Source organism: Acetobacter sp. KSO5 (genome assembly GCF_044094635.1).
GTDB lineage: Bacteria > Pseudomonadota > Alphaproteobacteria > Acetobacterales > Acetobacteraceae > Acetobacter > Acetobacter cerevisiae.
Genome location: NZ_CP172014.1, coordinates 526,684 through 553,376, shown reverse-complemented (window position 1 = coordinate 553,376; position 26,693 = coordinate 526,684). Strand labels below are relative to the sequence as shown.

Sequence of the window (26,693 nt, the reverse complement as noted above, 5' to 3'; positions counted from 1 at the left end):
CGCCAGCCGGGTGAACGTGATATTATAACATGATGAGTTTGACCAGAACCCGAAGGGCTGGTCTGTTTTGCGTTCACTCTCTGGCACGCGTAAGATACACCCGCTCCCAAGGCCGGACTGGAGACAAACCGTGATTTCTGCCGCGCAGACTGTAGTGACCGCATGACCCCCACAGAGTTTTCCCCCGCGACCACAAGCCAGCTCGACCGGGCGGATGCCCTGTGCACCCGGCAGGGTGGACGCATGACGCAGCAGCGCCGCGAAATTCTTGGTCTGATTCTGGACGCAAAAACCCCGGTTGGCGCGTATGACCTGCTGGAAAAGATCAAAACCCCGGACCGTCGCCCGGCACCGCCGACAGTCTATCGCGCGCTGGACTTTCTGCTGGAACACGGGCTGATCCATCGGATTGAGCGCCTGTCCGCCTTTGTGCCCTGCACCCATCTTTTGCATGACGCACCCGGCCACGACCCCGACCATTGCCATGACCACGATCATGATACCTGCCTGCACACGGCGCAGTTCCTTATCTGCAAATCCTGCAAGAGTGTGACGGAAATTGCGGACTCCAGCCTGCTGACAACACTGCGCGGCATTTGCCGGGAGCAGGATTTTGTCATGCAGGGGGCGTCCATTGAAGTCGTTGGCCTGTGCGCCGACTGTGCTGCCAAAGCCCGCCCGGCAGGCAAAGCCGCCCGCAAACAGGCTGCCCCCTCCCCTTCATGACCTCAAAACCGGGCCGCCCACCTGTGCAGTTTGACCTGCTGGGTGCGCAGCCCGGTAAAAGACCCCGCAAGGCTGGCACGCAGACCACACCGGCCCACGAGACAGACGCTGACCGACCCCAGCGGACAACGTCCGCCAGACGCGCACCCCGCGCAAAAGCGGAAAACCCGTTACAGACCGATCTGTTTACGCACCCTCTGCCGCCGCGCCCCCGGCCACCCCGCACGCATCTGGATACCGAAGAACTTCGGCTTTCTGCTGTGCCTGCCACTGGCTTTTCCCCGCACGCCACACCTGACAGCTGGCTTTATCTGGTCACGGAGCCAGACACAGCCAGCCAGTTTCTGGCCGATGGCCTGCCCTTGCGGAAAACCCACCCGCTTTTGCTGACAGAGCGTGGTGGTGTGGCGCACTGGCTGACGAAAATGACTGATGACCCACCGGGACTTTTCGCCACAACACCTGTGGTGCTACGTCTGCGGCGCACCATGGTCTCCGAGTGGCTGGAACCGGAACCGGACCACAGCGCAGAATTTTCCGCTCCGTGTTATCTGCTGAGCGGAAGCAGATAGAAACAGGATCGATAAGCAACCATGACAGGAAACACGCAAAGCGACACGCTTCTGGCTGAGGTCACACGCGGAGGCCGGGTGGAATCCCGCCATTATGGCGCGGCTGTTGTGATGGATGCCTCGGGAAAAACCGTGTTTGCCACGGGTGATGTCGCCACCCCCATCTATCCGCGCTCCACCGTGAAGGCCCTGCAGGCGTTACCGCTGCTGACGGAAGGCGCTGCGGACAAATACTCTCTGCCGCAGGACGCGCTGGCGCTGGCCTGTGCCTCGCATCAGGGGGAGCCTGAGCATATTGCCGTTGCAGCAGACATGCTGGGCCGCACCGGGTGGGATTATGGTGTGCTGGAATGCGGCACCCACTGGCCGCTGGATGCCCATGCGGCCCGCGCTCTGGCAGCCACGGGTGAGCAGGCCTGCGCGCTGCATAACTGCTGCTCTGGCAAGCATGCGGGCTTTATCTGCCTCTCCTGCGCGACGGGGCAGGACCCGGCCCATTACATCCGCCCGGAACACCCCATCATGCAGACCATGGCCCGCACGCTGGCCGATGTGACGGGTGTACCGCATACCGATGCCAACCGGGGCACGGATGGCTGCGCTATTCCCACATGGGCCATTCCGCTCTCTGCCCTGGCACTGGCCTATGCGCGCTTTGCCACCGGCACGGGGCTGAGTGCGGACCGTGCGCAGGCTGCACAACGTCTGCGGGCTGCCATTTCCTCTGCGCCGTTCATGATTGCGGGCACGGACCAGTTTGATACGCTGGTCATGCAGGATCTGGCCCCGCGTGTGCTGACCAAAATGGGCGCGGAAGGCGTGATGATTGCCATTCTGCCGGAAAAAGGTCTGGGCATTGCCATTAAATGTCGGGATGGCGGCGTGCGGGCTGCGGAAACGGCTGCGGCGGCGCTGATTGCCCGCTTTGGGGGTGAAGATGCCCCGATCCTGAACCACTTTATGCGGCGCCCGCTTAAAAACTGGAACGGTCTGGTGGTAGGTGAACTCCGCGCCTCTCGTGAACTGGCCGGAGACAGACTGCCCGACGCAGCGGCCTGAGATATCACGGTTTTATAAAACGCCTGCATCGCCCTTATGGCAGCGTGGAGATTGGCCTCAGGCTATGATCTGCGTTGCCGTGAGGCGCTGCCTTCTTATAGGTGTTACGGCTTACTCCTGCGCGCCTGCAAACCCGCCTCTTACAACTGTGCCTGTCGGAAAAACAAGAACAAAACAAAAACACTTTATAGAAAATTCGTTTATTTTGAAGAAAGCATTAAAATATTTTTAGGGTGTATGGTCTGACATGATGCGTCTGTCTGACCCACAAAACGTCTTCATCCAGAGAAAAAGACCATCGGCAGCAGAGATTTTCTGGCCTGCCGGAAACCAAACCAGCCGGGAGAGCGCTGCATAAAACAGGATCCCGGCTGGCGCAGCAGATCGGTCCGCCCCCTGCTTACAGGAGGCCAGACCGGAGAAACTTATTTCTTGCTGCGGGTTGTTTTGGAAGCCTTGCGGCCGCGCGTTGTCGCGGGCTTGGCTGCGGCTTCAGCCGCTTCTGCTGCCAGACGGTCATAGCGCTTCTGGCGGCGTGTTTCCTGCACAATACGCAGTTTTTCAACAGCGGAGAGACGCACTTTCTTTTCTGCCGGAGCAGCTTTAGCGCGCGGTGTGCGGGTTTTGACCGGGGCCGGAGCCTTACGGGCCGTGGTGGTTTTAGCAGCAGCCTGCTTGGGGGCTGCGGCTTTGCGCGTTGCTTTAACCGGCTTTGCGACTTCAACAGCAGCGGCAGCAGCCGGACGACGGCCACGACGTGCAGGAGCCGGTGCTTCCACAACGGTTTCTACAACCTTGCGGCGTGTAGCGCGGGTTGCCGGTTTGGCTTCGGCAGCAGCGGCGGCGGCTTTGCGCGGGGTGCGCATGGCGGGCTTGGCAGCGGCTTTGGCCGGAGCTTTTGCAGCGGTTGCTCTTTTCTTCGGGGCGGCCTCAGCTTTTGCAGCTTTGGGAGCGCGGGCCGGTTTAACAGCGTCCGTCACTTTTGCAGCGGCAACCTTGCGCGGCTTACGAGCCGGAGCCTTGGGTGCAATTTCTTCTTCCACTACCGCGTTTTTTGCGGGGGTCTTGCGCGTGCGGCGCGTGGCAACCGGGGCTGTACGGGCGGCGGATACGGAAGTCCGGGCCGTGGCGCGGCGCTTTTTGGTTTCGCTCATTCAAAACTCCATTTTGATCCCCGCTTGCAAAACTTTAAGAAATACAAACGAGATTATAGAATTAATTCTTTTTACTCTTTCAGGAAAGGCTCCTGAAAGGCGCCCCGATGACCTGAAACTCGTGTCATTCATAACAAAAACAACAGAAAATGCAAAAAATACTTTAGAACCAGAAAGAATAACCGGCGTTTTACGGAGACCCACCTTGTGCCAGGGGTTCCATTCCGGCCGCTGACACCCCATGTCCGCAGACCGGGAGTGGTGATCCGATGAACTCTCCGGTATTATCAGCGCATATCCCCAATCCTGACAGGAACAGGTTCATGAAGATCAACGGCACGCCGTATCGCAGCGTCTGGGTGAATGAAAAAGATGGCTGGTCCATTCACATTTTTGACCAGACCCGCCTCCCCTTCTCCCTCGATATACTGCGCCTGACCACTCAGCAGGAGGTGGCTCATGCCATCCGCACCATGCAGGTGCGCGGCGCGCCGCTGATTGGGGCTGTGGCAGCCTACGGCCTTGCGCTGGCCCTGCGGCAGGACGCCAGTGATGCCGCGATGGAGCAGAACGCCGCCATGCTGGCTGCCACACGACCCACAGCCGTAAATCTGCACTGGGCGATTGACCGTATGCTGAACAGCCTGCGTCCCGTTGCCCCGGAGAACCGCGTTGCTGCGGCCTATGCGGAAGCAGGCCGCATTTGTGATGAAGACGCCGCCCAGAACGAGGCTATTGGTCGCCACGGGCTGGAACTGATCCGTGAGATTGCCAAAAACCGCCCTGCTGGCACACAGATTAACCTGCTCACGCATTGCAACGCGGGCTGGATTGCCACCGTGGACTGGGGCACGGCACTGGCCCCCATCTACATGGCGCATGATGAAGGGCTGAATGTGCATGTGTGGGTTGATGAAACCCGCCCGAGAAATCAGGGGGCTGCCCTAACCGCGTGGGAACTGGGCAGCCACGGTGTGCCGCATACGGTCATTGCGGATAATGCTGGCGGCCACCTGATGCAGCATGGTCAGGTTGATCTGCTCATTGTGGGCACAGACCGCGTGACCCGCACAGGGGATGTCGCCAACAAGATCGGCACGTATCTGAAAGCGCTGGCCGCGCAGGACAACAAGGTGCCGTTCTGGGTGGCTCTGCCCTCCACCACCATTGACTGGAGCGTGGCCAATGGCGTGACGGAAATCCCTATTGAAGAACGGGCAGCGTCCGAGATCACGCATGTTGCGGGCCGGGACGAGAATGGCAGGCAGACCCGTGTGCAGATTACCCCGGACGGCAGCCCGGCCGCCAACCCGGCGTTTGATGTCACCCCGGCCCGGCTTGTGACGGGCCTGATTACTGAGCGCGGCATCTGCCCGGCGACAGAAGAAGGCCTGCGCTCTTTGTTTCCTGAACAGTAAATAAAGAGCCTTTCATCCGAGCCTGATCCTGCGGCACCGCCCCCCTTTGTCCGGTGCCGCATTTTTTTGTGCATACGCCTATGCGCACGGCTTTTCTTGACGGCCCCCGGCCTGCGCCTGATAAGCGCTATACGACGCAATACAGTCCGCGCCATGATGCCATTTTGAAAGGGCAAGAGCATGTCTGAGACGATAGAAACCCCCACAACCCAATTTCTGGCGGCCCATGGCGTTGCCTACACCATGCATGACTATGAGTATGTGTCTGACCCCGGCAAAATTGGCCTGCACGCCGCAGCAGGTATCGGGATTGATAACGAAAAGGTCTTCAAGACCCTGATGGTCGAAATTGATAAAAAGCAGGTGGTGTGTGCGGTTATTCCCGTGCATCAGAAAATGAACCTGAAAAAGGTCGCGGCCCTGTTCGGTGGTAAAAACGCCCGGATGTTGGGGGCGGAAAAGGCAGAAGCGCTGACGGGCTTTCAGGTTGGCGGCATCAGCCCGTTTGGCTCCCGCACACAGGTGCCCGTTGTGTTTGAAAAAAGCGCACTCAAGCAGGACATCATGTACATCAACGGCGGCGGGCGTGGTCTGGTGGTCGGTCTGGCTCCGGCAGACGCCGTAAAATGCGTCAACGGCCAGACAGCTGACCTGACGGTTGAACCGGCTGCCTGAAGACACAGACGCGACAAAAAGGAAACAGGGGGGCCGTGAAAAAGGCACTCCCCTCTTTTCCCACGTCGCGGGGCGGCTTATGCAGAACAGGAGAGCTCTTGACGGCAAGGGCTCCTGACGCTCCGGGCACCCCGGAGGGATTTGTCTGGATGGAGACGAGATTGTCACGCAAGCTCTCTGTTGCCCTGCTGGCCCCCTTATGTCTGGCAGCCTGTGCGGCGCAACCTTCGCACGTTCCGGGGGCTCGCCCCACCGCAACCACCGCTGCAGGCAGCAGCGCAGGGAGCTACGGCTACAGCTATTCCGGCCACGTGCCGGATTTTGCCACCCGCAATTATGAACCGTTCAACCGGCAGGACGTGGTAGCCATTGCCATGCGGGAATGGCGGATGTTCGGCAGCCCGGTGAATGATGATGACCCGGAACTGCGCCCGGAACCCCAGATTGCCTCCGTCAAACCCGAACGCGCCCCCGGCCTGTGGGAACGTGTTGGGGAATACTGGTGGATCGGGATGGACCCGGACGTGACGGAATCCACGTTTACCGGCAAGCATGACGCCAGTGGCCGCCTGACCAACTTTGTGCATGACGGCGATTATGCGTGGTCCGCGGCCTTTATCTCTTATGTCATGCGTGTGGCCGGGGCGAATAACCGCTTCCCGTATTCTCCCAACCACTCCACCTATATCAATGCAGCGGCTGCGGGGCAGTCCTCCGTCCTGCGCGCACAGGACCCGGCGGCCTATGTGCCCAAACAGGGTGACCTGATCTGCGTGGGCCGTGGCCGCGCCAAAACGTCCGTGCGCTTTTCCAGCCTGCCGACCTCCTACGGCTTTCCGGCGCATTGCGGGTATGTGGTTGCCACCAACCAGACCGGGCAGCCTTTTGGCCACCAGCTAAGCATTATTGGCGGTAATATTGATGATGCCGTGGCGCTGACGCATGTGCCAACGGACGCAACCGGCCACATCTCCGCCCCCAGCGGCGAGAGCTATGACTCGCGTTATCCGTGGTGCACCATTCTGGAAGTGCTCTATGATGCAGAGGCGGAACCGGACGCGGGGCTGTAAACACCCCGGCACCATCTTGTTATCCTGTTCTGAATACGACAGACTTCATGATCTGATGCGCGCAGATGCGAGCCTGTTGAACGAAGCGAGAAGGTGCAACCAGATATGACTGACAGTGCAACGTCCTCCGCCCGCCCCGGCTGGCACACCCTTTCTGCCGATATGCCGGGCGCTGTGGGCGGCACACCGCTTATTCGCCTGCGCAAGGCGTCTGAAGCCACTGGCTGCGAGATTTACGGCAAAGCCGAATTCATGAATCCCGGCGGCTCCGTGAAGGACCGTGCAGCCCTTGCCATTATTGAAGACGCCGAACGCCGGGGCGTGCTGAAGCCCGGCGGCACACTGGTGGAAGGCACGGCTGGCAATACCGGTATCGGGCTGACGCTGGTGGCCAATGCACGCGGCTATAAATGCATTATTGTAATGCCTGAGACGCAGAGTCAGGAAAAAATCAGCTTTCTGCGCATGATTGGCGCGGACCTGCGGCTGGTGCCAGCCAAGCCGTATCGGGATGAAGGCAATTACGTGCATGTCTCCCGCCGGCTGGCGGAAGAAGGCGGTTACGTGTGGGCCAACCAGTTTGACAACCTTGCCAACCGTGAAGGCCACCGCGCCACCACAGCGCCGGAAATCTGGCAGCAGATGGACGGTAAAGTTGATGCCTTTACCTGCGCCTGCGGCACCGGCGGCACGCTGGCGGGCACGGCCATGGGCCTGCATGACGCCGCCAGCAAGGCCGGTGTGAAGGCCCCGCGCATTGTGCTGGCTGACCCGGAAGGCTCTGGCCTGTATGGCTGGGTGAAGGACAATGATCTGTCCGTTTCCGGCTCCTCCATTACCGAGGGCATTGGCCAGTCCCGCGTGACGGCCAACCTTGAAGGCGCGCCGATTGATGATGCCGAGCGCATTCCCGACCCGGAAGCGCTGGACATTATCTACAGCCTGCTGATTGATGAAGGTCTGTCGGTCGGTGGCTCCTCCGGCATTAACGTGGCGTCTGCCATCCGCACGGCCCGCAAGCTTGGGCCGGGGCACCGGATTGTGACTATCCTGTGCGATGGCGGGGCGCGTTATGAGTCCAAGCTGTTCAACCCCACCTTCCTGCGGGGCAAAAACCTGCCGGTTGCCCCCTGGCTGGATTAACAACCGGATAAACAAGAGGTCATCACCATGCCGGTCCGCACACCCTTGCTTCCTTCGCGCAGCATCCATCGGTGGGGTGCGCTGGCCGGAATGGCCGTTGTTCTGAGCGGGTGCGGCAGCGCGCTTGTCGCCCCCGGTGCTGAGAGCATTGTCGGCACGTCTGCGGCCCACGCCCCGGCCACCACGACTGGCGCGCCACCCGCCACGGCCAATCTGGAAGCGGGCTCAAAGATTGCAGAGCCAACGTCCGCAAATGGGACCGGCACGCTGTGTCAGGCTTTTCAGACACACCCGATGCTGAACATTACGCTGCTGTTTGGGCAGACGCGCCCGCGCGGGCAGGCTATTTCTGCCTCTGAATGGCGGGATTTTCTGAAAACCACCCTCACCCCCGCCTTCCCTGCCGGGCTTTCCGTGCTGTCCGCACAGGGACAATGGCAGGACCCACAAACCGGGCGCGTCTCACAGGAACCAGCCCGACTGGTGACGATCATTGCCGCACCAACACAGGATCTCCCCACCCGGTTGGACACCATCCGCAACCGCTACAAAGAGCGCTTTGAGCAGCAGTCTGTGGGGCTGGCCGTGGCTCCGGTTTGCGCGGGGTTTTGAAAAATTATTATATTTCAAGAAGTTTTTAAATGATTTTCCAATTTAATTTTGTCTGAATTAATATCTATGATTATAACTTTTTTACCTAAACGCTCCTGCTGCAAGTCCTTCAATAAAATAAGGACTTGCTTTCTTTTACACACTTATTTCTCAGCCTCATACGGCCCGAGGAAACGCACTCCATTAAAATGGATCAGATGGGATGGTGCATCTGCAACCCAGACCTCTGTTTCCCATGCAAGCTCTCCCAAATAGCGCCCCATAGTAGCTCGATTCGGGAAAGCTGTTACATAGACCAACCCGGCAGTCGATCCAGCAAACAACCTTGCCAGTTCAGCATGACGCTTTCCATCAACCGGGCCATGACTGGTAACGGATTCAACTAATAACAACCAATTTTTCGCCGTGTAATGCAACACTACGTCTGGCATTTTCCCGTGTGAATCCACATCAACACCAAGGCCAGCCAGCAGAGGTGCGTCGAAGTAGCCCCACTTCTCCCCCGTGTCGCCAACATAAACTAGAACGCTGCCTGGTGAGAAACGCGGAGCAAAATCCTCAATAATATTTCGAATCAGTTCATTGTGCTCCCCAGGACTAAGGGTAATTTCTTTACCTGGCGCAATCTCAACTGGAATTCGGCTCTGTTTACGCTCTTTGGCATAGCGAGCAACCAGCGTTTCCCGCTTCGCCAAATAAACAGTCAAACTATCATGCCATGCTGATGTGCCAAAAGTACGCACTAGGGTAAGAACAGCCGGTTCAATCTGATAAACGGTCTTCGGGCTATTCACTGACCGATCAGGCTTATCAGGATTGTAAAGAGTAATGCCAGCCTCACAGAACTGATGCATGGTCTGCCGGCGAAACGTCTCTCGAGTATTAGGTGCGTAATCGTTGCCATAGTGTTCGCGCACCCACGTCATGATGGGTGTAATGCCCAACAGTGGGTTTTCAGCGTCTTTCCATACCTTGCCCGGCGTAAGGTTCAACAAAGCCAGCAAGGAAAGTGCAGAACGCTCATTTTGTTGAGCTCTAGGCAACCCCAGTGCAATGATAATCTGACGCGCTGCTCCAATGAACCCATTTTTATCATTCATGTAATTAGAATTCCTAACTGGGCGTCTATCTGTGCTTGCGTGAGCGCTCCTTGCTGTTTCGCCCACTCACCAAGTTTTATCAGAGTTTCACGGCTTGGGTATTTCATTCTCTTAAGGTCGGTTGCATTAACCTGCGTATGGCCATTAAAACGCCTGAAAATCTCATCAACTGCAGTCGAATTAAGAAATACAGAAAGTCCGCGAGCCAGAGCCTCTGGCAACCCCTTTTTATTATCATGAAATATGTTCAAGTGATTTTCGAACCCCAATACGGGCACATTATCGAAGGATGCAGGCTCAACTACGCTCGCCACGATCCGTCGCTTTTCTTCCTTGGACGAAAAACGACGGACAACACAATAAAAACCGTTAGGATACAGCCATTTTTCAGTATTTTCATTGCGTGTTATGGCGTTCGGTTTTTTGGCGCCATTAATAGGCCATAAAGTGCCAGTGCTGGTGAAATGGCACGGATAAAGCAAAGGAACTGTATTTTTCCCTGGCATGTCGCTCAGGTAATCTTTCAGCCTAAAATCAACTACAGGTCCGGTTGACACCTTGATACCCAAATCGGCCAGCGTGCAACGGATCTCATCAGAGAGTTCCATAGCGTTTTCCACGGGAGATGTCGGGACATGAATAAAGCGTGCCGGATCATCAGGAAACACGATCCTATCAAAGGAATACTCATGTGTTACAAGATCAGAAAATGTGTCATCAGTTGATGTCGAGATTGCTACAGGTCCCTGTTGACCATCTCTTTCCAAACGGATGATAATATTTTCCTGTAAAACTTGATCGTCTCTGAATGCCTTACTCCGCGACGCAAACAAGTGCATGTGCCGGACAGCCGCACGTTCAAGAATAAAGTTACGGAAGGGGTGATAATATGGTCCATTACAAAAACTACGCGGAATAATAGCTACGATCTGACCTCCCGGCGCAAGCTGCTTAACAGCCAATGCAACGAAAGCACTGTACATATTTACTGTTTCAATGCCAGCACGACGAAGAGCCAACCGATGCGCCGAATTGCTACTGATTTTTTTATATGGCGGATTGAGGATTGCATGGGTATAGCCTGAAGGCTGTTTCATTCTGAACAAATCATCAGCTGTCGTCAGATCGATGTAATCACCCGCAATAACATTGGAAGTTACACCCTCGTATCCGTTCAAATGGTGTTCAAGATGACTGCGCAAATTGTCATCAATCTCATATGCAGTTGCCTCAATAGAATTAAAATTGAAGCCGCCAGCCATCCAGCGGTCAAGAAAAGCACAGGATAATGCACCAACTCCCGCACCTGCGTCTAATAGCTTGCAAACATGTGCAGTGCTCGTCGGGAACAACGAAGCCATAAAACGAGCTATCGTTGAGGGCGTCAGGAATTGGCCGAACTCGGCTTTATGCTTCTGTGAGGTCTTGGTGGCAACCTTACGACGCACTCTATCGGCTGTTTCAAGCTGTTGGCGCATTCCCGTTCCTCAGTATTCTGATCGTTCTACAAACGACCTGTTTGTAATCACAAAGCATTTCTAGATCGGGTATGACCTTCAACCATAAACATAAGAATAATATAATATTTCTATCAGAACTGCTCACTATGTCCTAGAAAATTTCTTCTAGGCACCACACAAATACTATCAACGATAGCAACGAAAAAAGCCCGCGTTGCAGCGGGCTTCTTCTAAAACAAAACATACCCAGATCATCTAGGGCCGAATCTGGAATCATTCCCACTCAATCGTGCCCGGGGGCTTGGACGTAATGTCATACGTCACGCGGTTGATGCCGCGGACTTCGTTGACGATGCGGCCGGCGACGCGGTTGAGGAAGCTCATGTCAAACGGGTAGACATCCGCCGTCATGCCGTCCGTGCTGGTCACAGCGCGCAGGGCGCAGGCCTGATCATACGTGCGGCCATCGCCCATCACGCCCACGGTGCGGACCGGCAGCAGGACCGCAAAGGCCTGCCAGATGGCGTCATACAGGCCAGCAGCGCGGATTTCTTCAAGGAAGACGGAATCCACTTTCCGCAGCAGGTCCAGTTTTTCCCGCGTGATGTTACCGGGGATACGGATAGCCAGACCCGGCCCGGGGAACGGATGCCGCCCGACAATGGCTTCCGGGATATCCAGCTCACGGCCCAGATCGCGCACTTCATCTTTGAACAGTTCACGCAGCGGTTCGACCAGCTGCATGTTCATACGTTCCGGCAGGCCGCCGACGTTATGGTGCGATTTGATGGTGACAGACGGGCCACCCGTAAAGCTGACGCTCTCGATCACATCCGGATACAGCGTGCCCTGTGCGAGGAACTGTGCGCCGCCCAGCTTGGTGGCTTCTTCCTCAAACACTTCCACAAACAGGCGGCCAATGGTCTTGCGCTTGATTTCCGGGTCCGTCACGCCATCCAGCTCACGCAGGAACAGCTCGGACGCATCCCTATGCACGAGCGTGATGTTGAAGCGGCCACGGAAGGTTTCAATCACCTCCTCAGCCTCACCCGCACGCAGCATGCCGTGATCGACAAAGATACAGGTCAGCTGGTCGCCAATGGCTTCATGAATCAGCACAGCCGCCACGGAAGAATCGACGCCGCCGGACAGACCGCAGATCACCTTGCCGGTGCCAACCTGCTCACGGATGCGGGCAATTTCCATCTCGCGGAAGCCAGCCATCGTCCATGTGCCGGAGCAGCCCGCCACGTTATGCGTGAAGTTGCGCAGCAGGGCGGCACCATGCGGCGTGTGCACCACTTCCGGGTGGAACTGCACGCCATACAGGCGGCGGCCTTCATCCGCGATAACGGCAAACGGTGCGCCTTCGCTCACGGCCACAATGCGGAAGCCGGGGGGCAGTTCCGTCACGCGGTCACCGTGGCTCATCCACACCTGCTCACGGTTGCCGCGGGCCCATGCGCCACGGAAGAGGGCACAGTCTTCCACAATATCAACAAAGGCGCGGCCAAATTCGCGGTGGTCGGAGCTTTCAACCTGGCCGCCCAGCTGGAGGCACATGGCCTGCTGGCCGTAGCAGATGCCCAGAACCGGCACGGCCATCTCAAACACCACTGCCGGCACGCGGGGAGAATCCGGGTTGGTCACGCTGGCAGGGCCGCCGGAGAGAATAATGCCGCGGGGTGCAAAAGCGCGGATGCGCTCTGCCGTGGCGGTGAACGGCCAGATTTCACAATAGACACCGCTTTCCCGCACGCGGCGGGCAATAAGCTGTGTCACCTGACTGCCAAAATCCAGGATCAGGATACGGTCCTGATGAAGGGACTCGTCCAGTTTGGTGGAGGAAGCGGGGATGGTGGCATCGGCAGGCATGAGCTACTGTCTTTCTGGTCAGCGCCTGAGCGGCATTCTAAACGACGGACAGCCACCACCGGGGCAGAGCGCCGGAAACAGGGGGCACCGGCAACGGGGCAGCTGTATGCTAGACAGCGGATATAAAGCGATGGGTTACAAACGTCACCCTATAATAAGACTCTCCGCAGCATCATTTTATAAAGGCGTGGCGCAGGTGAGACCCTTGAACGGGGGCATCTGGCCCCGGATCTTCTCTCTGACAGGAGCGTGTTCATGAATCCTTTCTCTCTTCTGGCCCCCGGCAAGACCTCCACCGGCCACTCGCGCCAGCCTTTGCGCGCCCTGCCGCTGGCGGGGGTTGCCCTGCTGGCGCTGGTCTGTGGCGCGGCGGCCCCGGCGGCGGATGACCCGTATGGGGAATGGATTGGCACGCTGGTGGCCGAGAAAGGGCACAACTGCCCGGTGCATACGGTCTCGCTCATGCAGGTCCAGCCCAAGCACATCACCTTCACGCCGGAAATGGGCGCGCTGGTGCTGCGTGGTGTGCCGGATAAGAAGACGCAGCATTATCATGCACAGCTGATCCTGCAGGACTCCCACCACCAGCAACTCCCTATGGTGTTTGAAGCGCATCCGGTGGGCGATACGTTTGAAGGCGTTTACGGCACGCCGGAATGCCGTGCGCACGTCACGCTCAAACGCCCCGAAGGCCGGGCCTGGAAGAACTTTATGGGGGACGATTGAAAAAAAATCGCCTCATGTGAATTTTGGGGGTTGCCAGACCCGGCGCCCCCGGCTAAACACCGCGTCAAGGCGCACCCGTAGCTCAACTGGATAGAGCACCAGACTACGAATCTGGGGGTTAGGAGTTCGAGTCTCTTCGGGTGCACCACTTCCCTTTTTCAATTTGAAGCACTTTAGATTTCAGAACTTTCTGTCTGGGATTGTGCATCACTGATCCGCTTTTCTCTGCCTTACAGAGACAGGCTGGCTTAAGGGATTTCCCGCTCAGCGGGTTATTTTTCCATTTTCTATAAAATTTCCAGAAAACCTGACTGTCTGCATGGATATTTGCGGGATTCCGGGCAGCGCGGCCAGAGAGCACACTGAGTTATGTGTCCTGACCTTCTGCCAGACACAGCGCCAGATGCTGCGTGAGCAACGCGCGTAACGCACCGGAGCCTTCGCGCTGATAACGGTCATAATGCTCCCGCCAATGTTTCCCCATTTCCGGCGGCAGATTACTTGCCTGTAGGGCACGCATGCCGTTCAGCACTTTTCTTTCAATCTGCGCCATGGAGCGCTGCGGAAAGTGCAACATGCAGACCCCGGCTTCCATCATCAGCCGGGTGTGGTCCTTCACACTATCGACCTGTTCCACAAAATGGTTACCCTGCCCTGTTGTCAGCCCGTAGCCGGTCCGGAGCGCCACTTTTGTGACCTCCTGCCGCATGGCGGGCCAGACTACGCACTCTGTTTCGGCCAGTGATGAGCCAAAGGCTGTCAGCCGATAAGGCGGCGTGCTTGTGACCAACGCCGCCTGCGCCCAGTGGAAGACCAGAAGCCGGGCCTGAGGGTCCATCAGCACCCGGGCGAACTTTTCGCCCGCTTTTGGGCCAGTGTGGCAGCAGGTGATAAATTCATCCGCGTCCACAAAAAAGATCCAGTCTGGCGGGTTGGCAACATGCCGCAGGTAGGTTTCTGCAAACTTTTGCAGAGCCTGCATTTTTGCAGCCTGATAATAAGCGTCCTGATAATCCTGCGCATAAAAAATATCAGCCTGAGGCGCATCTTTTCGAAAAAACTCAATTTCCTGCGCTGTACCGTCTGTGCTGTTGTTATCCAGAATAAAGAAGCGCCGGAAACCCAGCCGGTAATGATGCCGTAAATTCAGCCCCAGAATATCGGCTTCATCCTTCACCAGCATAAGCAGGGCAGCATGCCGCAAAGCGGGAATGGTGACGTCTGACCGCACCTGCCAGCATGGTCCGGCCCGCAGCGTATCAAACGCGCGTTTTGCGCGATGATTCAGGCCATTCAGGAAGTCCACTAGTCCCGCATTCGTGTTCATCTGGGTCTTTTACATCCGTATTTTATACTCTGTGTTTGAGTCTAACGGGTTTACACTGGAGGGGCTATCCTTTTGCAGTCTTCTGACAGGAGCAACAAGAATGAAAAAACTCCCCTTGCTGGCACTGGCGCTTTGCCTTGCGACCCCGGCTTTTGCACAAAGCACGCAAACCACGGCGGATCTGGTCAATACGGTCAAATACCGCCACGCCTACCAAACCATGACGGAACTGCCTGACTGGGTTACAAAAGCCGCGGCTGTTTCTGCACCGGCTGAAACGCTGAAGCAGAACGGCAAGACCTATCTGACAGGCCATCTCTGCAAACCGCATGACTGCGGTGACCATCAGCTTGATGTTGTGTTCTCAGAAGATGGCAAAGCGACATGGGGCCTGCTGTCCCGCCGTTACGGCAAAATGCTTTACCAGCTGCCTCTGGGTGAGCCGAATGCGGAAACCCTTGCTGTACTCACGGCGTCTTACCACAAGAACAACCCGGACGATCCGGCAAAATAACGCCTTATATGGGCAATGACCCTGTGTGATCATTGCCCGCCGGCTTAGCTGCTCCTTACCGGGATACACGGCATGGAGCGGGCATGGAGAATCTGGCAAACGCCGGAAGCGCCTGCGCCATCACTGGCGACAAGCTGTGCCCGATACATGGCTTTTCCGGAAACGGAGACTGATTGCACAGTCGGCGTTGCCTGCATGGAGCGAGATGCGAGAACACGGTTTACACTTTCTGCTGTACGCCGCGCTTCCGCATAGGATGCAAAAGCCCCCACCTGCACCGTGCCACCCTTACCGGTATGCGGTTTTTGCAAAGATCGGGTTGCAACCGCAGAAGACAGCATCGGGGCACGGCTGGCCCCGGCGGACGAAGAAGAGGAAGCCGGTAGCCTCAACACATGCGCAGAAGACGATGCGGGCGACGTGTAAACAGCATTTTGCACACGGGCTGCGGGAGCGCGGGATGACGGCGCAGACGTGAAAGAGGCCGGCATGACGCGAGCCGGTGGCAGGCTGGCCTGCGTGATGGTAGCGGACTGGGTTACAGGGGCAGAGGATGCTGTCTGTATGGGTGCTTCTGTTCCGTAAGATGAAGAACCAGCCGCAAACTGTCCAACATTGGAAGTGCCCGTATTGGCCGCCATTTGGGCCTGCGCAGGAGCGGCAGATGCATCGTCCTGCGCCACTGCGACAGGAGCCGGGCTTGTGGCCTCGGGCACCGGGTCAGGGTGGGGAATGTCGCGGTCCATCAGGCAGGGCGCAGAGGGATCATACGCGGCATCCGGGTCTCTCAGGCAGCCATCGGCGGTGCGGGAGAGATCGGCCTTCGCGTAATAGGCCTCGGAAGACGCAACCTGCGTTGTGCTCTGGATAGGCACAGGCGCCCACTTGCCACGCACGGCCACGCCACCGCCCAGATGCGGGGTGATAGCGGCCACGTAATTCACCGTTTCATCCGGCAGATGGCGGCCATTATTCAGGTAATCATCCACCCGGTCCGGCCCGGCATTGTAGGCGGCCAGAAAGCCCGGTGCGCCGTAGCGGTCATACATCAGGCGGATATAGGCGGCCCCGGCCTGAATATTGTCCTTCGGGTTATAAGGGTCGCCCCCCAGACCATACTGGCTCTGCATGTCCGCATAGGTAGCGGGCATGAGCTGCATCAGCCCCATAGCCCCGGCCCCGGACGTTGTCAGGCCGCCATTGAGATATTGTTTGCCGCCGGATTCCTGCTGCATGACCGCGCGGATCCACGTCTCGGGGAGAGCAAAGCGTTTAGCGGCTTGCCGGATATATGGCCCCCAGGGGTCTTCCGCCGGGCCGGGAGCGCGATAGGCCGGGTGCGTGGTCTCGACAGTGCCCATATCGTAAATAGCGTCCGGGTCATACGCGGCATTGGGGTCATACACAGCGTGATAGGAACCGGCCTGCGCAGGCAGAAAACCACCTGCCCCCAGCCCGAGCGCTGTCGCCAGCACGCAAAGTGAATGTGCTTTTGGTGTTCGACTCCGCACAATCTGCCCCTTATCCCTGCGCCACCGGCTCTGCTCTGCCGCCTGACGCGCCTGTTTTACCCTACGCTCCGCTAAAAACCTTCAAATGACCCTGACATCAGGGATGATGCTGTTAAGGTTACTATTATGTCATTTTAATGAAAACGGCTTTTCTCCGCCTCTTACACTCAAACGTGAGTCAGCCTCTTACAGACTTGCACGTTACGCATAGGACCTTCCCGTTTTGGGGATTAATCCTGTCAAAGAGACGATCATGTTTATTCAGCCTCTCGTGCCTGCAGGTCACTCTCTGGTTCTTTCCTTTCTTCTTGCTGCCGCCCCTATTCTCACCACGCTGGTCCTGATGGGCGTGCTGAGGCGCCCCGCATGGCAGGCCACGCTGGGTGGGCTGATTGTGGGGGTCATCATGGCCCTTGGCGTCTGGGGGCTGCCGGTCTCGCTGGCCCTCGCCAGTATCAGCAACGGCGTGATTTTCTCCTTCCTGCCGGTGATGTGGATTGCGCTCTCAGCGCTGTTTCTCTTCAACATCGCCATGGAAAGTGGTCGGTTTGACGCCTTCCGGCAATGGATCATCACCCATCTGCCCAATGACCGCCGGATTATGCTGGTCGTGCTGGGCTTCTGCTTCAGCGCCGCGCTGGAAGGGGTTGCCGGATTTGGCACACCTGTCGCGATTACCAGCGCATTGCTGATCATGCTCGGCTTTCCCGCGCTGGAAGCCCTGACCTATGTGCTGATCTTCAACTCCGCCCCGGTGGCGTTTGGCGGCCTTGGTATTCCCATTACCGTGCTGGCTTCCATTACCGGCCTGCCCGCCGATACGCTGGGGGCGACCATTGGCCACCAGATTGCACCCTTTGCCTTCTTTATCCCGTTTTATGTGATGGTACTATATGCGGGCTGGTCCACACTGCGGCAGATCTGGCCGGTGCTGGTAGTGGCAAGCGGAAGCTTTGCGCTGACACTGGTGGTTGTATCCAGCTGGGTGACATACAGCCTAACCAATGTGCTCTCCTCCTGCGTTTCCCTTCTTGCTACCATTGCATTTTTGAAAATCTGGCAGCCGACGCCTGACCCGGCCCACGCCATTGACGACCGTATTCTGCAACAGGCTCCCCGCAAGGCTGGCGACTGGAACGGCCCACACTGGCAGGGCTGGATTCCGTGGATCACAGTCGTGCTGGTGGTGATTGTGTGGGATTCCCTGCACATTGCCAAAATTGGCGCGATGCCCATCCACTGGCCGGGGCTGGACCATCAGGTCTTTATCTCGCTGTATCAGAAACCCTATGCAGCAGTCTGGAACTTTGAACCTCTGGGTACGGGCACTGCCATTCTGATTTCTGCGTTGCTGACGGCTCTCTTTACCCGCCTTGCGCCACGTAAAATCTGGGCCGCACTGATCACAACCGCACGGCAGGGCTGGCTGGCCGTAGTGACGGTGGCTCTGACCATTGGGCTGGCTTTTCTGATGAACTATTCCGGCATGACCTACACGCTGGGATACGCCGTAGCTTCCACGGGGGTTCTGTTCCCGTTCGTGTCCGTCTTCCTCGGCTGGATTGCAGTCTTTTTGACAGGCAGCGATACGTCCGGCAACGCGCTATTCGGCAATTTGCAGGTGGCGGCAGCACACCAGCTCTCACTGGACCCGGTGGTCTTTGCCTCCGCCAACTCCTCCGGCGGGGTGATGGGGAAAATGATCTCCCCGCAGAACATCACCACGGGCGTGGCGGTAACCTCCCTCAAAGGGCAGGAAGGCGTGGTGCTGGCCCGCACCTTTAAACACAGCCTGTTCCTGACCATCTGCCTTGGGGTGATGGTGGCGGTGCAGCAGTTTGTTATGCGGTAGGGCGGCGCATTCCGTTCTGGCTGTTTCCCGAAACTACGGGCAACAGCCCATAAAAAAGGGTCAGAGGATAATCCTCTGACCCTTTTGCATATCGTCCGCAGTATCCCGAAAGAACCGCAGGGAGGTGAGGAAACACCGCCCTGCAAACTTTGTTTTTCGGATTAGAGGGTTACGTTCACACCGAACTGGAAGGACCGCATGATGGCACCTTTTTCAGTCCAGGCAGAGTTGTAAAGGTAGGAGCCATACGTGCCGTAATCAGCAGGAGAGCGGAAACCCAGCAGGTTATACACCGTGGTGTAAACGCGCCATCTGTCGTTGATACGATAGGTCACGTTCAGATCCACATCCCACCAGTTTTTAATATGGCACTGGTTGGTGGGAGCGTATGCACTGCCGACCAGAAGGTTGGCGCTATCCCCACAGCTCCGGGTGCCGACACCGTTGGTATCTTCCGCCACGTTCTTATAGCCGCTGGTATAGTAAACCGTCGGCGTAACAGACAGGTTTTTCCAGATAAAGGTGTTGGACCAGTTAGCACGCCAGCGGGGTGTGCCGGAGGCAGAAACCGCGTTGTACGGTGCCAGCGTGCCAGCCCAATGCTGCACCTGCCCGTCCGGCATTGTCAGGTTGAAGGAGCGGACATAGGTTGCCTGCCCGGTGCTGATGAGACGGACATCCCGCAGGAAGCCCGGCAGACGCACATTGGCGTTCACCTTCATATCCACGCCATCTGTGACGAGGCTGCGGGTATTCAGGTAGGCCAGGTTAACCATGTAGGGCCGAACCTGCCCAGTGGGGTTCTGTGTATCAACCACATCCGGCGTCACACTTGTGCCTGCCGGAAGAGCGGCGTCCCCGCCCGTCAGCCATGCATTTGCAATAGCCGTCGCGCCCAGCGGGTTCGGCGCAATGTAGTTGCTCTTCTTGATGTAGTAATATCCGAACGTGAAGTTTAGCCAGTCCGTGGGGCGGATAATGGCAGAGCCGGTAAAGTTGGTGGAAATTTCCGGCTTCAGGTTCGGGTTACCTGCCGTGTTCTGCCCAAGGCTGTAAGCCTGTGCATAGCTGTTGGCTGTGCCGTTGGCGTTAAGATGCTGGTTGATGAAGTTCTGGTTGGTCACGTTATACGTGGTGTAGGCCACGTTCATGCCGTTTGTTTCCGCAAAGCTGGGCACACGGAAACCACGGGAGAACGTGCCGCGCAGCGTAAGCTGACGCACGGGCGTGAAGGACAGACCGGCTTTGGGTGAGTAACGGCCAAACCCGCTGCCCTGAGCGTAATGGTCATAACGGCCGGAAATATCAGCCTGCACCATTTTGTGGAATGGCAGACCGAGCTCCCAGTATCCGGCTTCAACCCAACGGCTGCCTGCGGCGTTGAAGGGGTTAATGTACCCTACATACTGCGCATCCGGGTTGTTACGGTCATAGGGGTTTGCGCTTGGGTCGTTCAGAGCTTCGTAACGAATGTTCCCACCGATCGCGAGGTTCGCCATACCGCCCGGCAGGCGGAACAGCCCTTTGGACACATGCATGTCACCCGAATATTCCTGAGAACGGGCGTTCATGACGTTTTTCGGCGCGATGGAATTCAGAACAGCCTGACTGTTTTCAGACGGATCAACAAAATTGTAGGTGCCATTGATGATGGCGTTCTTGATGCCGGCAATGGTTGGAGCACCCGTAATGGTCTGCTGCAACATGGTGTTCATGCCGGTGAAGTTAACGTCGTAATTCCAGTCAGACCCCCAATGGGAGGCTGCGGTACCAGCGTAACGAAGGGCACCACGGAAGTTCTGGCTGAACTGCTCCGTGGTTGGGGTAAGGTCACCAAAGGCGTAGTTAATTTCGGCTTCTTCACCTTGCGCGGCGAACGGGTTGTTCGGGTTCAGAGAGCCGTCCGGCAAATAGACAGGAAGCGGCGTGCTGTAACTATCCGCATTCCGGGACTGAGAGCGTGAACGTGCCGCATACGGTGAACTTGAATACTCAGACAGAGACTGCGAATACATGAACATCGTCGTCAACTGAGAACGCGGGGTCACGTCCACAGTCAGATGCGCGGTTGCGCTGATGCGCCGCAGGGACGGCGAAATCTGGGAATAATCGTGGACGGAATCCTGAGAGCACGCCTGGCTGGTGCCCGCAGCACCAGCCACTGCACCCGTCACCACGGAGCCATATTTACCGCAACCCGCTGACTGGTTAAGCAACTGCCATGCGCCAGTGCCGCTGTTGCCGCCATCACTGGGGCGGACAAGAGCAACCGGCGTTGCGCCAAAGTTATTGATGCCGCCAGCGCCATCAGACACGTTTGTTGTGCCGTCAATCCCGCCGATGCCGGTCAGGTTCGCCGTATTATACGGGTAGCCCAGCTGGCGGTTATAAATGGCGTCATCCTGCTGATATTCAGAGTTGACGTAGAAGTTGTAACCATCGCGGTGCAGGTCACCCACACCGTATGTTGCATACAGCTTCTGATGACCGCCAAAGCCGCCCTGCGCAAGACCGCCTTCCGCGTTGCCTTCAAACCCTTTGATTTCTTTACGGGTGTTGTAGTTGATCACACCGGCGACCGCATCCGCACCGTAAAGGGATGAGCCTGCATCTTCCATGGTATCGACTGATTCCATGATGGAAGAGGGCATCCAGTTGGTGTCCACAAAGTTGCGTTCACCATCATCAGAAAGCGGATAGTAGGACAGACGCATGCCGTCCATCAGCACCAGCGTTGAGTCTGTTGAAAGGCCACGCAGGGACGGCGCAGAGGCACCACCGGCAAACGCACCGTTTGCCGAGAAGGAGTTTGCCAGCGTCCCTGCCCCGTTGGACGAGAGAGACTGCAAAGCATCCGTGACGTTTGCAAACCCGCGACGCTGCATGTCCTGCCGCGAAATGTGCGTGATGGGCGACATGCTTTTCAGGTTAGGATCTTTAAAGAGCGACCCGATAACCGTCACACTTTCCGGCTTGTTAGATTCCGCAGCAGCAAGGCGGGCATTGGAAACGGTTGTGCGCGCAGCACTGGTTTTTGAGGCACTGATCGGGGCAGTAGCGGCCGGAGCAGCCGGGGCGACAGATGCTTTAGTCGGTGCTGAATTTGTAGCCGCTTTTGCTTTGGAGCGGGTGACATATTTCTTTGAGGCTTTGGCAGAACCCGGCGTAACCTCTGCCGCATTCGCTGCATCCTGTGGCGCGGCAGCCTGCGCAAAAACCGGCGCGCTGGCAGTAAGAACCGGCAAAACATACAGCAGGGAAAAGGACAGGGAAACGCGCCCCTTTTTGCTCTGCCCGTGTTTCGTCAATCTGCGATGTCTCTGCACCATCAAATTCGTTCCCAAGGTGTAAGGTGTGAAATAGTTTTTAAGCTCGTAATTTCTTAAAAGCCGCCTTTTCGTGAGGTCGGGAAGCCCCAAAATAGAAGTGGGTAATATTTTGCACCTGAAATGATACATTTTCGACACACTTCTCCCTTCTCATTGCATACAAGGGAATTCAGATATGCAATTTCTGCATGATTTGTGTCTTTTTTGAAGCACCCCTTCTGAGTGACTGGAAGAGAAATTCTTAAGAATCGGCTGTAAACCGGCTCGTCTGCACGATGCAAGCCTCTGAGACTGTAGGTAGTCGGACCGCCTTCCTCCTTTCCAAACCTGTTCCTGCTCTTCGTGAGCCGTGCACGCAGAACATCTCGGCCAGAATCTGCACGCAGTCCTTATTTCTTTCAGAAGGCAAAAAGAGACGTCCACAGGGCTGGCCGGAGGTCATACAGACTAGCGATTGCGGGGAGGCTGTTTTTTTGTTCTGGAATGCTTTCAGCCTCTTTTTCAGAAGAAAACGGGAAGAGGACCACACAAACAGCAATCGGTTTAAAAATTAGACGCCTTCTTCATGCCATCCAAAAGTATTCACAATTTTTCTAAATATTAGTATACATTGCTCACATTATAATTTTTATAAGGATTATCGGTTTGCGTTCTATTTTTTCTGTGAGCAGCCTTGCCCTGACTGGTCTGCTTCTGTGTGGATGCGCAACGGAATCCTCGCGCACGCTGCCCGTTCCTCCGGTTGCAAGTGCCCAGACGCCTTATAACGGGCCGCGTGTGGCGATTGCGGCTGGCAAGTTTGCCAACCGCTCCAATTACATGAACGGCATTTTTTCCGACGGGATTGATCGTCTGGGTAATCAGGCCCGCACCATTCTGCTGACCCGCCTGCAGCAGAGCGGTCGCTTTAACGTGATGGACCGCGATAATCTGACGGAAGGCCGGCAGGAAGCCGCGTTCCTCAAGCAGGGCCAGAGCATTCAGGGCGCCAATTATCTGATTACCGGGGATGTCACGGCATTTGGCCGCAAGGAAGTGGGAGACCAGCAGCTGTTTGGCATTGCAGGCCGGGGCCACAAGCAGATTGCCTATGCCAAAGTTAGTCTTCAGATCGTCAACCCTCTGACCTCACAGATTGTCACGTCCAGCGAAGGCGCTGCGGAATATGCCTTGTCTGACCGTGAAATTATCGGTTTTGGCAGCACCGCCAGCTATGATTCCACGCTGAATGGCAAGGTGCTTGATCTGGCCGTGCAGGATGCCGTCAATCATCTCGCGCAGCAGGTGGATGCAGGGCAGATCCGGTAAGGCGCGCTGCCCCTCTGCTTCTCAAAATGCGTCTCTCAAAACTGGATTTTATCGCTTATGGCTTTGTCCAAAAAAGCACTGGCGGGCCTCGGCCTGCTGGGCTGTCTGGCTGCATGTTCCAATGGGGGCAAAACCCCGCCCCTTTATAGCTGGCAGGATTTCCCCACCCAGCAATATCTGTATCTGAAAGGGCAAACCAACCCGCAGGCCCAGATTATTGTTCTGGAAAAGGATGTGCAGAAAGCACAGGCCAAAGGGCTCGCACTTCCGCCGGGCTTCCACGCGCATCTGGGCATGCTCTACGCCACCACTGGCAGGACAGATCTGGCCCAGCAGGAATTCAGTCAGGAAAAAACGCTGTTTCCTGAATCCGCAACCTACATGGATTTTCTGCTGAACAACCTTGGCCAGAAAGCGCAGCCATCCTCATGAAGCTCTCTCACCTTGCCCGCCTGTGCCTCTGCGCCGCCCTGCCGTTGATGGCCACGGCCTGCAGCACCACGACAGCCAAAGCGCCAGACTATACCGCCTTCCGCTCCGCCAAACCGCGCTCCATTCTGGTTCTGCCGCCGGTCAACCACACACCGGATGTGAACGCTTCCAACGGCCTGATTGCACAGATGACGCACCCGCTGGCCGAAGGCGGCTATTATGTGGTGCCAGTCGCGGTGGAAATTGAAACCTTCCGCCAGAACGGGCTGGATACGCCGGATGACATCATGCAGGCCCCGGCGGCCAAATTGCAGTCCGTTTTTGGGGCCGATGCTGCGCTGTACACCACCATTACGGCCTATGGCTCCGTCTATCAGGTTCTCAGCAGCAATACGGTTGTCACGGCCACCTCCAAACTGGTGGACCTGAAAACCGGCAGCGTTCTGTGGAGTGGTTCTGCCACCGCGAATAGTAGTGATGTGGGCGACCCGCAGGTGGCGGCCGGAGGCATTATTGGCCTCCTCGTCACCGCTGCGGTCAAACAGGCGGTGCATAATCTGACGGATCAAAGCTTTGATGTAGCCCATGTCGCGGCGGAACGTCTGCTGCGGGTTGGTCCGCCAGACGGGATGCTTTATGGCCCGCGTTCCGTGAAATACGGCACGGACTGAGACCATCCGCACCGCGCGCAGCCCTACCGCACGCAGGCACAAAAAAACCGGGAGAGCCATCAGGCCATCCCGGTTTTTTTAACTCTCAGACCTGATGGAAATCAGATCCCGGCAACTGGCTTCAGCACATGCACGGCGGCCGGGGCGGCCAGATGGTCCTTCACGCTGGCAATCAGCGTCTTGAAGTGCGGGGTTTCCATATGCTCGTTCAGGGTCTGGCGGCTGGTCCAGCGCTCCACAAACACAAAGGTCTGCGCATCGTCCTGATCCTGCTGCGGCACGTAGGAGATGTTGCCCTCTTCCTTCAGGGTCGGGGCCACGCAGGCTGCCATGGCATCCCCCACGATTTTCTCTGAACCCGGTTTAGCTTTCAGAAAAGCAACAACTGTAATTTCTTCACTCACGTCGTTTATCTTTCACTCAGATCATTCTTAAAACATGGCCAGACGGTTCGGGGAGCAAACACCCCTGCCCGTCTTACCAGGAACTTTGCGACCCGCCGCCGCCGGAATCCCCTCCGCCGCCGCTAAAGCCGCCGCCACCTCCACCGGAGGACCCGCCACCCCGACCGCCGCCACGACTTTGCAGAATGGCGGAGAGAATGTTGAGGCCAAGGTTGAGGAAGAAGCTCCATTTTGCACTCCGCTCGGCCTGCACTTCCGGCGGCACATAGCCCCCCGGATAGAGTGCTGCGTGACGGCGGGACCGGCGGATCAGCCAGATGGGCAGCGCGACAAACAGCAGCCCCAGCACAACCAGCCCAATCAGCGCCTCCATGGCGTCTGTCTGGGAATCCGGCTGTTGGGCAGAGGCATTCCCGCCAATGTCGGCAGGGTCTGCATGGGTCAGCTCAGTGGCCAGCGCATCCACAATGCCGTTGATGGCCTGTGCGTAATGGCCTGCCTGCAAATCGGGCTTGGCAGCTTGCAGGATGTCATTGGTTTGCAGGTCGGTCAGCACACCTTCCAGCCCGTAGCCCACCTCAATGCGGGACTGACGGTCGGGGATATCCAGCACGATCAGAAGGCCGTTATCCACGCCCTTTTTGCCAATGCCGGTCTTGTGGAAGGCCTCGTTGGCATAGAGGCTGATATCCTCCACATGGCCGGGCAGAGAGACCAGAATCTGCGGGTTGCCCGGCACAGTCTGGGAGAGCTGATAGAGCTTGTGGGAGAGGGCCTCGTTCTCATCGGCTGAGAGAACATTCTGCGGGTCCGTCACCCATTGCCGCAGCAGCACGCCATCATCCGCCCATGCCGGGGCGGCAAGACCCGCCCCCAGCCCGCACAGCACCAGCCCCAGAAGGGAGGCCAGCCCGAACGCACGGGCACGGGCCACACGCGGCAGCCCCCGCCCGGCCAGCCAGCGCAACACAAGCAGCCCAGAGCAGGCAGCCGCCATACGCGCCAGAAAACCCGCCTGCATCACGGGCTGCAAAGCGCGGAACGTGGGGAGGTGATCCTGCCGCATGGTGTTATGCCTCAACGCGCTGGTTTCAGTGTTTGGAGAAATCAACAACCGGCGGGGTCTGGGCTTCCGGGGAGGCCTGATAGTACACGCGAGCATGGTACCCCATGATGCCTGCCACCAGATTACCGGGGAAGTGCATGACCGTCTGGTTATAGGACAGAATGGCCTGCTGCAGACGCTGGCGCGCTACGGTAATGCGGTTCTGGGAGCCTTCCAGCTGCACCATCAGGCGGGTGAAGTCCTGATTGGCCTGAAGCTGCGGAGACTGTTCCACAACGGCGTTAATCGCGCTGATTTCCTTGGCGTTGCGGGTCTGGGCTTCCAGAATTTTCTGCTGGAGGGTCGCGTTGTCCACGGTGCGCGGGTCAATGCGGTTCAGCGGGGTTTCACCAGAGCGGGCAGCTGCGTAGTCCGTCAGCGTGTCATGCTCATGCGTGGCGTAGCCCTTCACGGTGTTGACCAGATTGGGGATGAGGTCGGACTGGCGCTGCACTTCATTCTGCAACTGGCCGGTCTGTTCCTGCACGTTCTGGTCGGCCGCCATGAAGCGGTTATAGCTGGACCCGAAAATAAACAGCAGGCCAACAATCAGAATCGCGGGGATGAGAAGCTTCTTCATCTAGGTATCCTTAGTAAACGCATCAAAACAGATCCGTTTCAGGGGACGCAAACCACCCCTCACGGTTCCG

The 26,693-nt window shown here is 57.3% G+C and carries 24 protein-coding genes and 1 tRNA gene; 15 read left to right on the top strand and 10 right to left on the bottom strand.

The genetic code is table 11. The features are described from left to right. The first annotated feature begins 162 nt into the window (after positions 1–162). Genes ACHQGU_RS02460 through ACHQGU_RS02450 form a run of 3 tightly spaced genes read left to right on the top strand, consistent with a single transcriptional unit; the run spans position 163 to position 2,357 of the window. Positions 163–726, top strand: a complete 564-nt coding sequence (locus ACHQGU_RS02460; protein WP_062142358.1) for a Fur family transcriptional regulator — start codon at positions 163–165, stop codon at positions 724–726. Beyond that, positions 723–1,298 (top strand): hypothetical protein, encoded by a 576-nt coding sequence (locus ACHQGU_RS02455; RefSeq protein ID WP_395495751.1) that lies wholly within the window; start codon positions 723–725, stop codon positions 1,296–1,298. Before ACHQGU_RS02460 ends, ACHQGU_RS02455 begins: the two co-directional genes overlap by 4 nt. A gap of 21 nt (positions 1,299–1,319) precedes the next feature. Further along, the gene (locus ACHQGU_RS02450; protein WP_395495750.1) at positions 1,320–2,357 is read left to right on the top strand and encodes an asparaginase; all 1,038 of its coding nucleotides are present in this window, start codon (positions 1,320–1,322) and stop codon (positions 2,355–2,357) included. Between the two features lie 425 nt (positions 2,358–2,782). On the opposite strand, the gene ACHQGU_RS02445 is transcribed toward ACHQGU_RS02450, so the two are convergent. After that, positions 2,783–3,511 (bottom strand): histone, encoded by a 729-nt coding sequence (locus ACHQGU_RS02445; RefSeq protein ID WP_395495749.1) that lies wholly within the window; start codon positions 3,509–3,511, stop codon positions 2,783–2,785. 323 nt (positions 3,512–3,834) lie between these two features. Here ACHQGU_RS02445 and mtnA point away from each other — a divergent pair, with 323 nt between their 5' ends. The 5 genes from mtnA (at position 3,835) to ACHQGU_RS02420 (ending at position 8,429) form a co-directional block, all read left to right on the top strand. Further along, positions 3,835–4,929, top strand: coding sequence for an S-methyl-5-thioribose-1-phosphate isomerase (gene mtnA, locus ACHQGU_RS02440; RefSeq protein ID WP_395495748.1), 1,095 nt, complete (start codon positions 3,835–3,837; stop codon positions 4,927–4,929). Positions 4,930–5,109: 180 nt separating this feature from the next. Then, complete coding sequence (gene ybaK, locus ACHQGU_RS02435; protein WP_086653359.1) at positions 5,110–5,604, top strand: Cys-tRNA(Pro) deacylase; 495 nt, start codon at positions 5,110–5,112, stop codon at positions 5,602–5,604. 149 nt (positions 5,605–5,753) lie between these two features. After that, positions 5,754–6,674, top strand: coding sequence for a DUF2272 domain-containing protein (locus ACHQGU_RS02430; protein ID WP_395496364.1), 921 nt, complete (start codon positions 5,754–5,756; stop codon positions 6,672–6,674). 105 nt (positions 6,675–6,779) lie between these two features. Then, a complete protein-coding gene (locus tag ACHQGU_RS02425; protein WP_395495747.1) occupies positions 6,780–7,817 on the top strand; it encodes a cysteine synthase A in 1,038 nt (345 codons plus the stop codon). A gap of 27 nt (positions 7,818–7,844) precedes the next feature. Then, a complete protein-coding gene (locus tag ACHQGU_RS02420; protein ID WP_395495746.1) occupies positions 7,845–8,429 on the top strand; it encodes a DUF3574 domain-containing protein in 585 nt (194 codons plus the stop codon). A 143-nt stretch (positions 8,430–8,572) separates the two neighbouring features. Here ACHQGU_RS02420 and ACHQGU_RS02415 read toward each other — a convergent pair whose 3' ends face one another. From ACHQGU_RS02415 to guaA, 3 genes are all read right to left on the bottom strand, one after another. Beyond that, entirely contained in the window at positions 8,573–9,529 is a 957-nt protein-coding gene (locus tag ACHQGU_RS02415) for a BsuBI/PstI family type II restriction endonuclease (protein WP_395495745.1), read from the bottom strand. Next, a complete protein-coding gene (locus tag ACHQGU_RS02410) occupies positions 9,526–11,007 on the bottom strand; it encodes an Eco57I restriction-modification methylase domain-containing protein (protein ID WP_395495744.1) in 1,482 nt (493 codons plus the stop codon). Before ACHQGU_RS02410 ends, ACHQGU_RS02415 begins: the two co-directional genes overlap by 4 nt. A gap of 255 nt (positions 11,008–11,262) precedes the next feature. Next, a complete protein-coding gene (guaA, locus tag ACHQGU_RS02405) occupies positions 11,263–12,864 on the bottom strand; it encodes a glutamine-hydrolyzing GMP synthase (RefSeq protein ID WP_062142376.1) in 1,602 nt (533 codons plus the stop codon). A gap of 255 nt (positions 12,865–13,119) precedes the next feature. Here guaA and ACHQGU_RS02400 point away from each other — a divergent pair, with 255 nt between their 5' ends. After that, on the top strand, positions 13,120–13,590 hold the full coding sequence (locus ACHQGU_RS02400; protein WP_395495743.1) for a hypothetical protein: 471 nt from the start codon (positions 13,120–13,122) through the stop codon (positions 13,588–13,590). 71 nt (positions 13,591–13,661) lie between these two features. Beyond that, positions 13,662–13,738 (top strand) — tRNA-Arg (locus ACHQGU_RS02395). Positions 13,739–13,957: 219 nt separating this feature from the next. Here ACHQGU_RS02395 and ACHQGU_RS02390 read toward each other — a convergent pair. Beyond that, positions 13,958–14,917 (bottom strand): glycosyltransferase family 2 protein, encoded by a 960-nt coding sequence (locus ACHQGU_RS02390; protein ID WP_395495742.1) that lies wholly within the window; start codon positions 14,915–14,917, stop codon positions 13,958–13,960. A gap of 100 nt (positions 14,918–15,017) precedes the next feature. Between ACHQGU_RS02390 and ACHQGU_RS02385 the strand changes: the two genes are divergently transcribed. Beyond that, on the top strand, positions 15,018–15,431 hold the full coding sequence (locus ACHQGU_RS02385; protein ID WP_395495741.1) for an Ivy family c-type lysozyme inhibitor: 414 nt from the start codon (positions 15,018–15,020) through the stop codon (positions 15,429–15,431). Between the two features lie 44 nt (positions 15,432–15,475). Here ACHQGU_RS02385 and ACHQGU_RS02380 read toward each other — a convergent pair whose 3' ends face one another. Further along, positions 15,476–16,906, bottom strand: coding sequence for a lytic transglycosylase domain-containing protein (locus ACHQGU_RS02380; RefSeq protein WP_408874599.1), 1,431 nt, complete (start codon positions 16,904–16,906; stop codon positions 15,476–15,478). A 289-nt stretch (positions 16,907–17,195) separates the two neighbouring features. On the opposite strand from ACHQGU_RS02380, the gene ACHQGU_RS02375 reads away from it, so the two are divergent. After that, positions 17,196–18,794, top strand: a complete 1,599-nt coding sequence (locus ACHQGU_RS02375) for an L-lactate permease (RefSeq protein WP_395495740.1) — start codon at positions 17,196–17,198, stop codon at positions 18,792–18,794. A 161-nt stretch (positions 18,795–18,955) separates the two neighbouring features. On the opposite strand, the gene ACHQGU_RS02370 is transcribed toward ACHQGU_RS02375, so the two are convergent. Beyond that, positions 18,956–22,102 carry a TonB-dependent receptor domain-containing protein gene (locus ACHQGU_RS02370; protein ID WP_395495739.1) on the bottom strand — a complete coding sequence of 1,049 codons (3,147 nt, stop codon included), beginning with the start codon at positions 22,100–22,102 and terminating at the stop codon, positions 18,956–18,958. 666 nt (positions 22,103–22,768) lie between these two features. Between ACHQGU_RS02370 and ACHQGU_RS02365 the strand changes: the two genes are divergently transcribed. Genes ACHQGU_RS02365 through ACHQGU_RS02355 form a run of 3 tightly spaced genes read left to right on the top strand, consistent with a single transcriptional unit; the run spans position 22,769 to position 24,534 of the window. Continuing rightward, positions 22,769–23,431: a CsgG/HfaB family protein gene (locus ACHQGU_RS02365; RefSeq protein WP_395495738.1), complete on the top strand. Its 663-nt coding sequence runs from the start codon at positions 22,769–22,771 to the stop codon at positions 23,429–23,431. Positions 23,432–23,488: 57 nt separating this feature from the next. Beyond that, on the top strand, positions 23,489–23,863 hold the full coding sequence (locus ACHQGU_RS02360) for a DUF4810 domain-containing protein (RefSeq protein WP_395495737.1): 375 nt from the start codon (positions 23,489–23,491) through the stop codon (positions 23,861–23,863). Then, on the top strand, positions 23,860–24,534 hold the full coding sequence (locus ACHQGU_RS02355; RefSeq protein WP_062142163.1) for a DUF799 domain-containing protein: 675 nt from the start codon (positions 23,860–23,862) through the stop codon (positions 24,532–24,534). The genes ACHQGU_RS02360 and ACHQGU_RS02355 overlap by 4 nt, the downstream gene beginning before the upstream one ends. Positions 24,535–24,635: 101 nt before the next feature. Here ACHQGU_RS02355 and ACHQGU_RS02350 read toward each other — a convergent pair whose 3' ends face one another. From ACHQGU_RS02350 to ACHQGU_RS02340, 3 genes are all read right to left on the bottom strand, one after another. After that, complete coding sequence (locus ACHQGU_RS02350; RefSeq protein ID WP_395495736.1) at positions 24,636–24,938, bottom strand: putative quinol monooxygenase; 303 nt, start codon at positions 24,936–24,938, stop codon at positions 24,636–24,638. A 73-nt stretch (positions 24,939–25,011) separates the two neighbouring features. Next, positions 25,012–26,004 (bottom strand): TPM domain-containing protein, encoded by a 993-nt coding sequence (locus ACHQGU_RS02345; RefSeq protein WP_395495735.1) that lies wholly within the window; start codon positions 26,002–26,004, stop codon positions 25,012–25,014. 25 nt (positions 26,005–26,029) lie between these two features. Next, entirely contained in the window at positions 26,030–26,623 is a 594-nt protein-coding gene (locus tag ACHQGU_RS02340) for a LemA family protein (protein WP_043549582.1), read from the bottom strand. Between the last annotated feature and the right edge of the window lie 70 nt (positions 26,624–26,693).

Coding starts and splice junctions, on each gene's coding strand:
- ACHQGU_RS02400 (WP_395495743.1), top strand. CDS start 13,120: ATGAATCCTTTCTCTCTTCTGGCCCCCGGCAAGACCTCCACCGGCCAC.
- ACHQGU_RS02420 (WP_395495746.1), top strand. CDS start 7,845: ATGCCGGTCCGCACACCCTTGCTTCCTTCGCGCAGCATCCATCGGTGG.
- ACHQGU_RS02415 (WP_395495745.1), bottom strand. CDS start 9,529: ATGAATGATAAAAATGGGTTCATTGGAGCAGCGCGTCAGATTATCATT.
- ACHQGU_RS02430 (WP_395496364.1), top strand. CDS start 5,754: ATGGAGACGAGATTGTCACGCAAGCTCTCTGTTGCCCTGCTGGCCCCC.
- ACHQGU_RS02345 (WP_395495735.1), bottom strand. CDS start 26,004: ATGCGGCAGGATCACCTCCCCACGTTCCGCGCTTTGCAGCCCGTGATG.
- ACHQGU_RS02355 (WP_062142163.1), top strand. CDS start 23,860: ATGAAGCTCTCTCACCTTGCCCGCCTGTGCCTCTGCGCCGCCCTGCCG.
- ACHQGU_RS02460 (WP_062142358.1), top strand. CDS start 163: ATGACCCCCACAGAGTTTTCCCCCGCGACCACAAGCCAGCTCGACCGG.
- ACHQGU_RS02390 (WP_395495742.1), bottom strand. CDS start 14,917: ATGAACACGAATGCGGGACTAGTGGACTTCCTGAATGGCCTGAATCAT.
- ACHQGU_RS02450 (WP_395495750.1), top strand. CDS start 1,320: ATGACAGGAAACACGCAAAGCGACACGCTTCTGGCTGAGGTCACACGC.
- guaA (WP_062142376.1), bottom strand. CDS start 12,864: ATGCCTGCCGATGCCACCATCCCCGCTTCCTCCACCAAACTGGACGAG.
- ACHQGU_RS02385 (WP_395495741.1), top strand. CDS start 15,018: ATGAAAAAACTCCCCTTGCTGGCACTGGCGCTTTGCCTTGCGACCCCG.
- ACHQGU_RS02425 (WP_395495747.1), top strand. CDS start 6,780: ATGACTGACAGTGCAACGTCCTCCGCCCGCCCCGGCTGGCACACCCTT.
- ACHQGU_RS02410 (WP_395495744.1), bottom strand. CDS start 11,007: ATGCGCCAACAGCTTGAAACAGCCGATAGAGTGCGTCGTAAGGTTGCC.
- ACHQGU_RS02445 (WP_395495749.1), bottom strand. CDS start 3,511: ATGAGCGAAACCAAAAAGCGCCGCGCCACGGCCCGGACTTCCGTATCC.
- mtnA (WP_395495748.1), top strand. CDS start 3,835: ATGAAGATCAACGGCACGCCGTATCGCAGCGTCTGGGTGAATGAAAAA.
- ACHQGU_RS02375 (WP_395495740.1), top strand. CDS start 17,196: ATGTTTATTCAGCCTCTCGTGCCTGCAGGTCACTCTCTGGTTCTTTCC.
- ACHQGU_RS02340 (WP_043549582.1), bottom strand. CDS start 26,623: ATGAAGAAGCTTCTCATCCCCGCGATTCTGATTGTTGGCCTGCTGTTT.
- ACHQGU_RS02360 (WP_395495737.1), top strand. CDS start 23,489: ATGGCTTTGTCCAAAAAAGCACTGGCGGGCCTCGGCCTGCTGGGCTGT.
- ACHQGU_RS02455 (WP_395495751.1), top strand. CDS start 723: ATGACCTCAAAACCGGGCCGCCCACCTGTGCAGTTTGACCTGCTGGGT.
- ybaK (WP_086653359.1), top strand. CDS start 5,110: ATGTCTGAGACGATAGAAACCCCCACAACCCAATTTCTGGCGGCCCAT.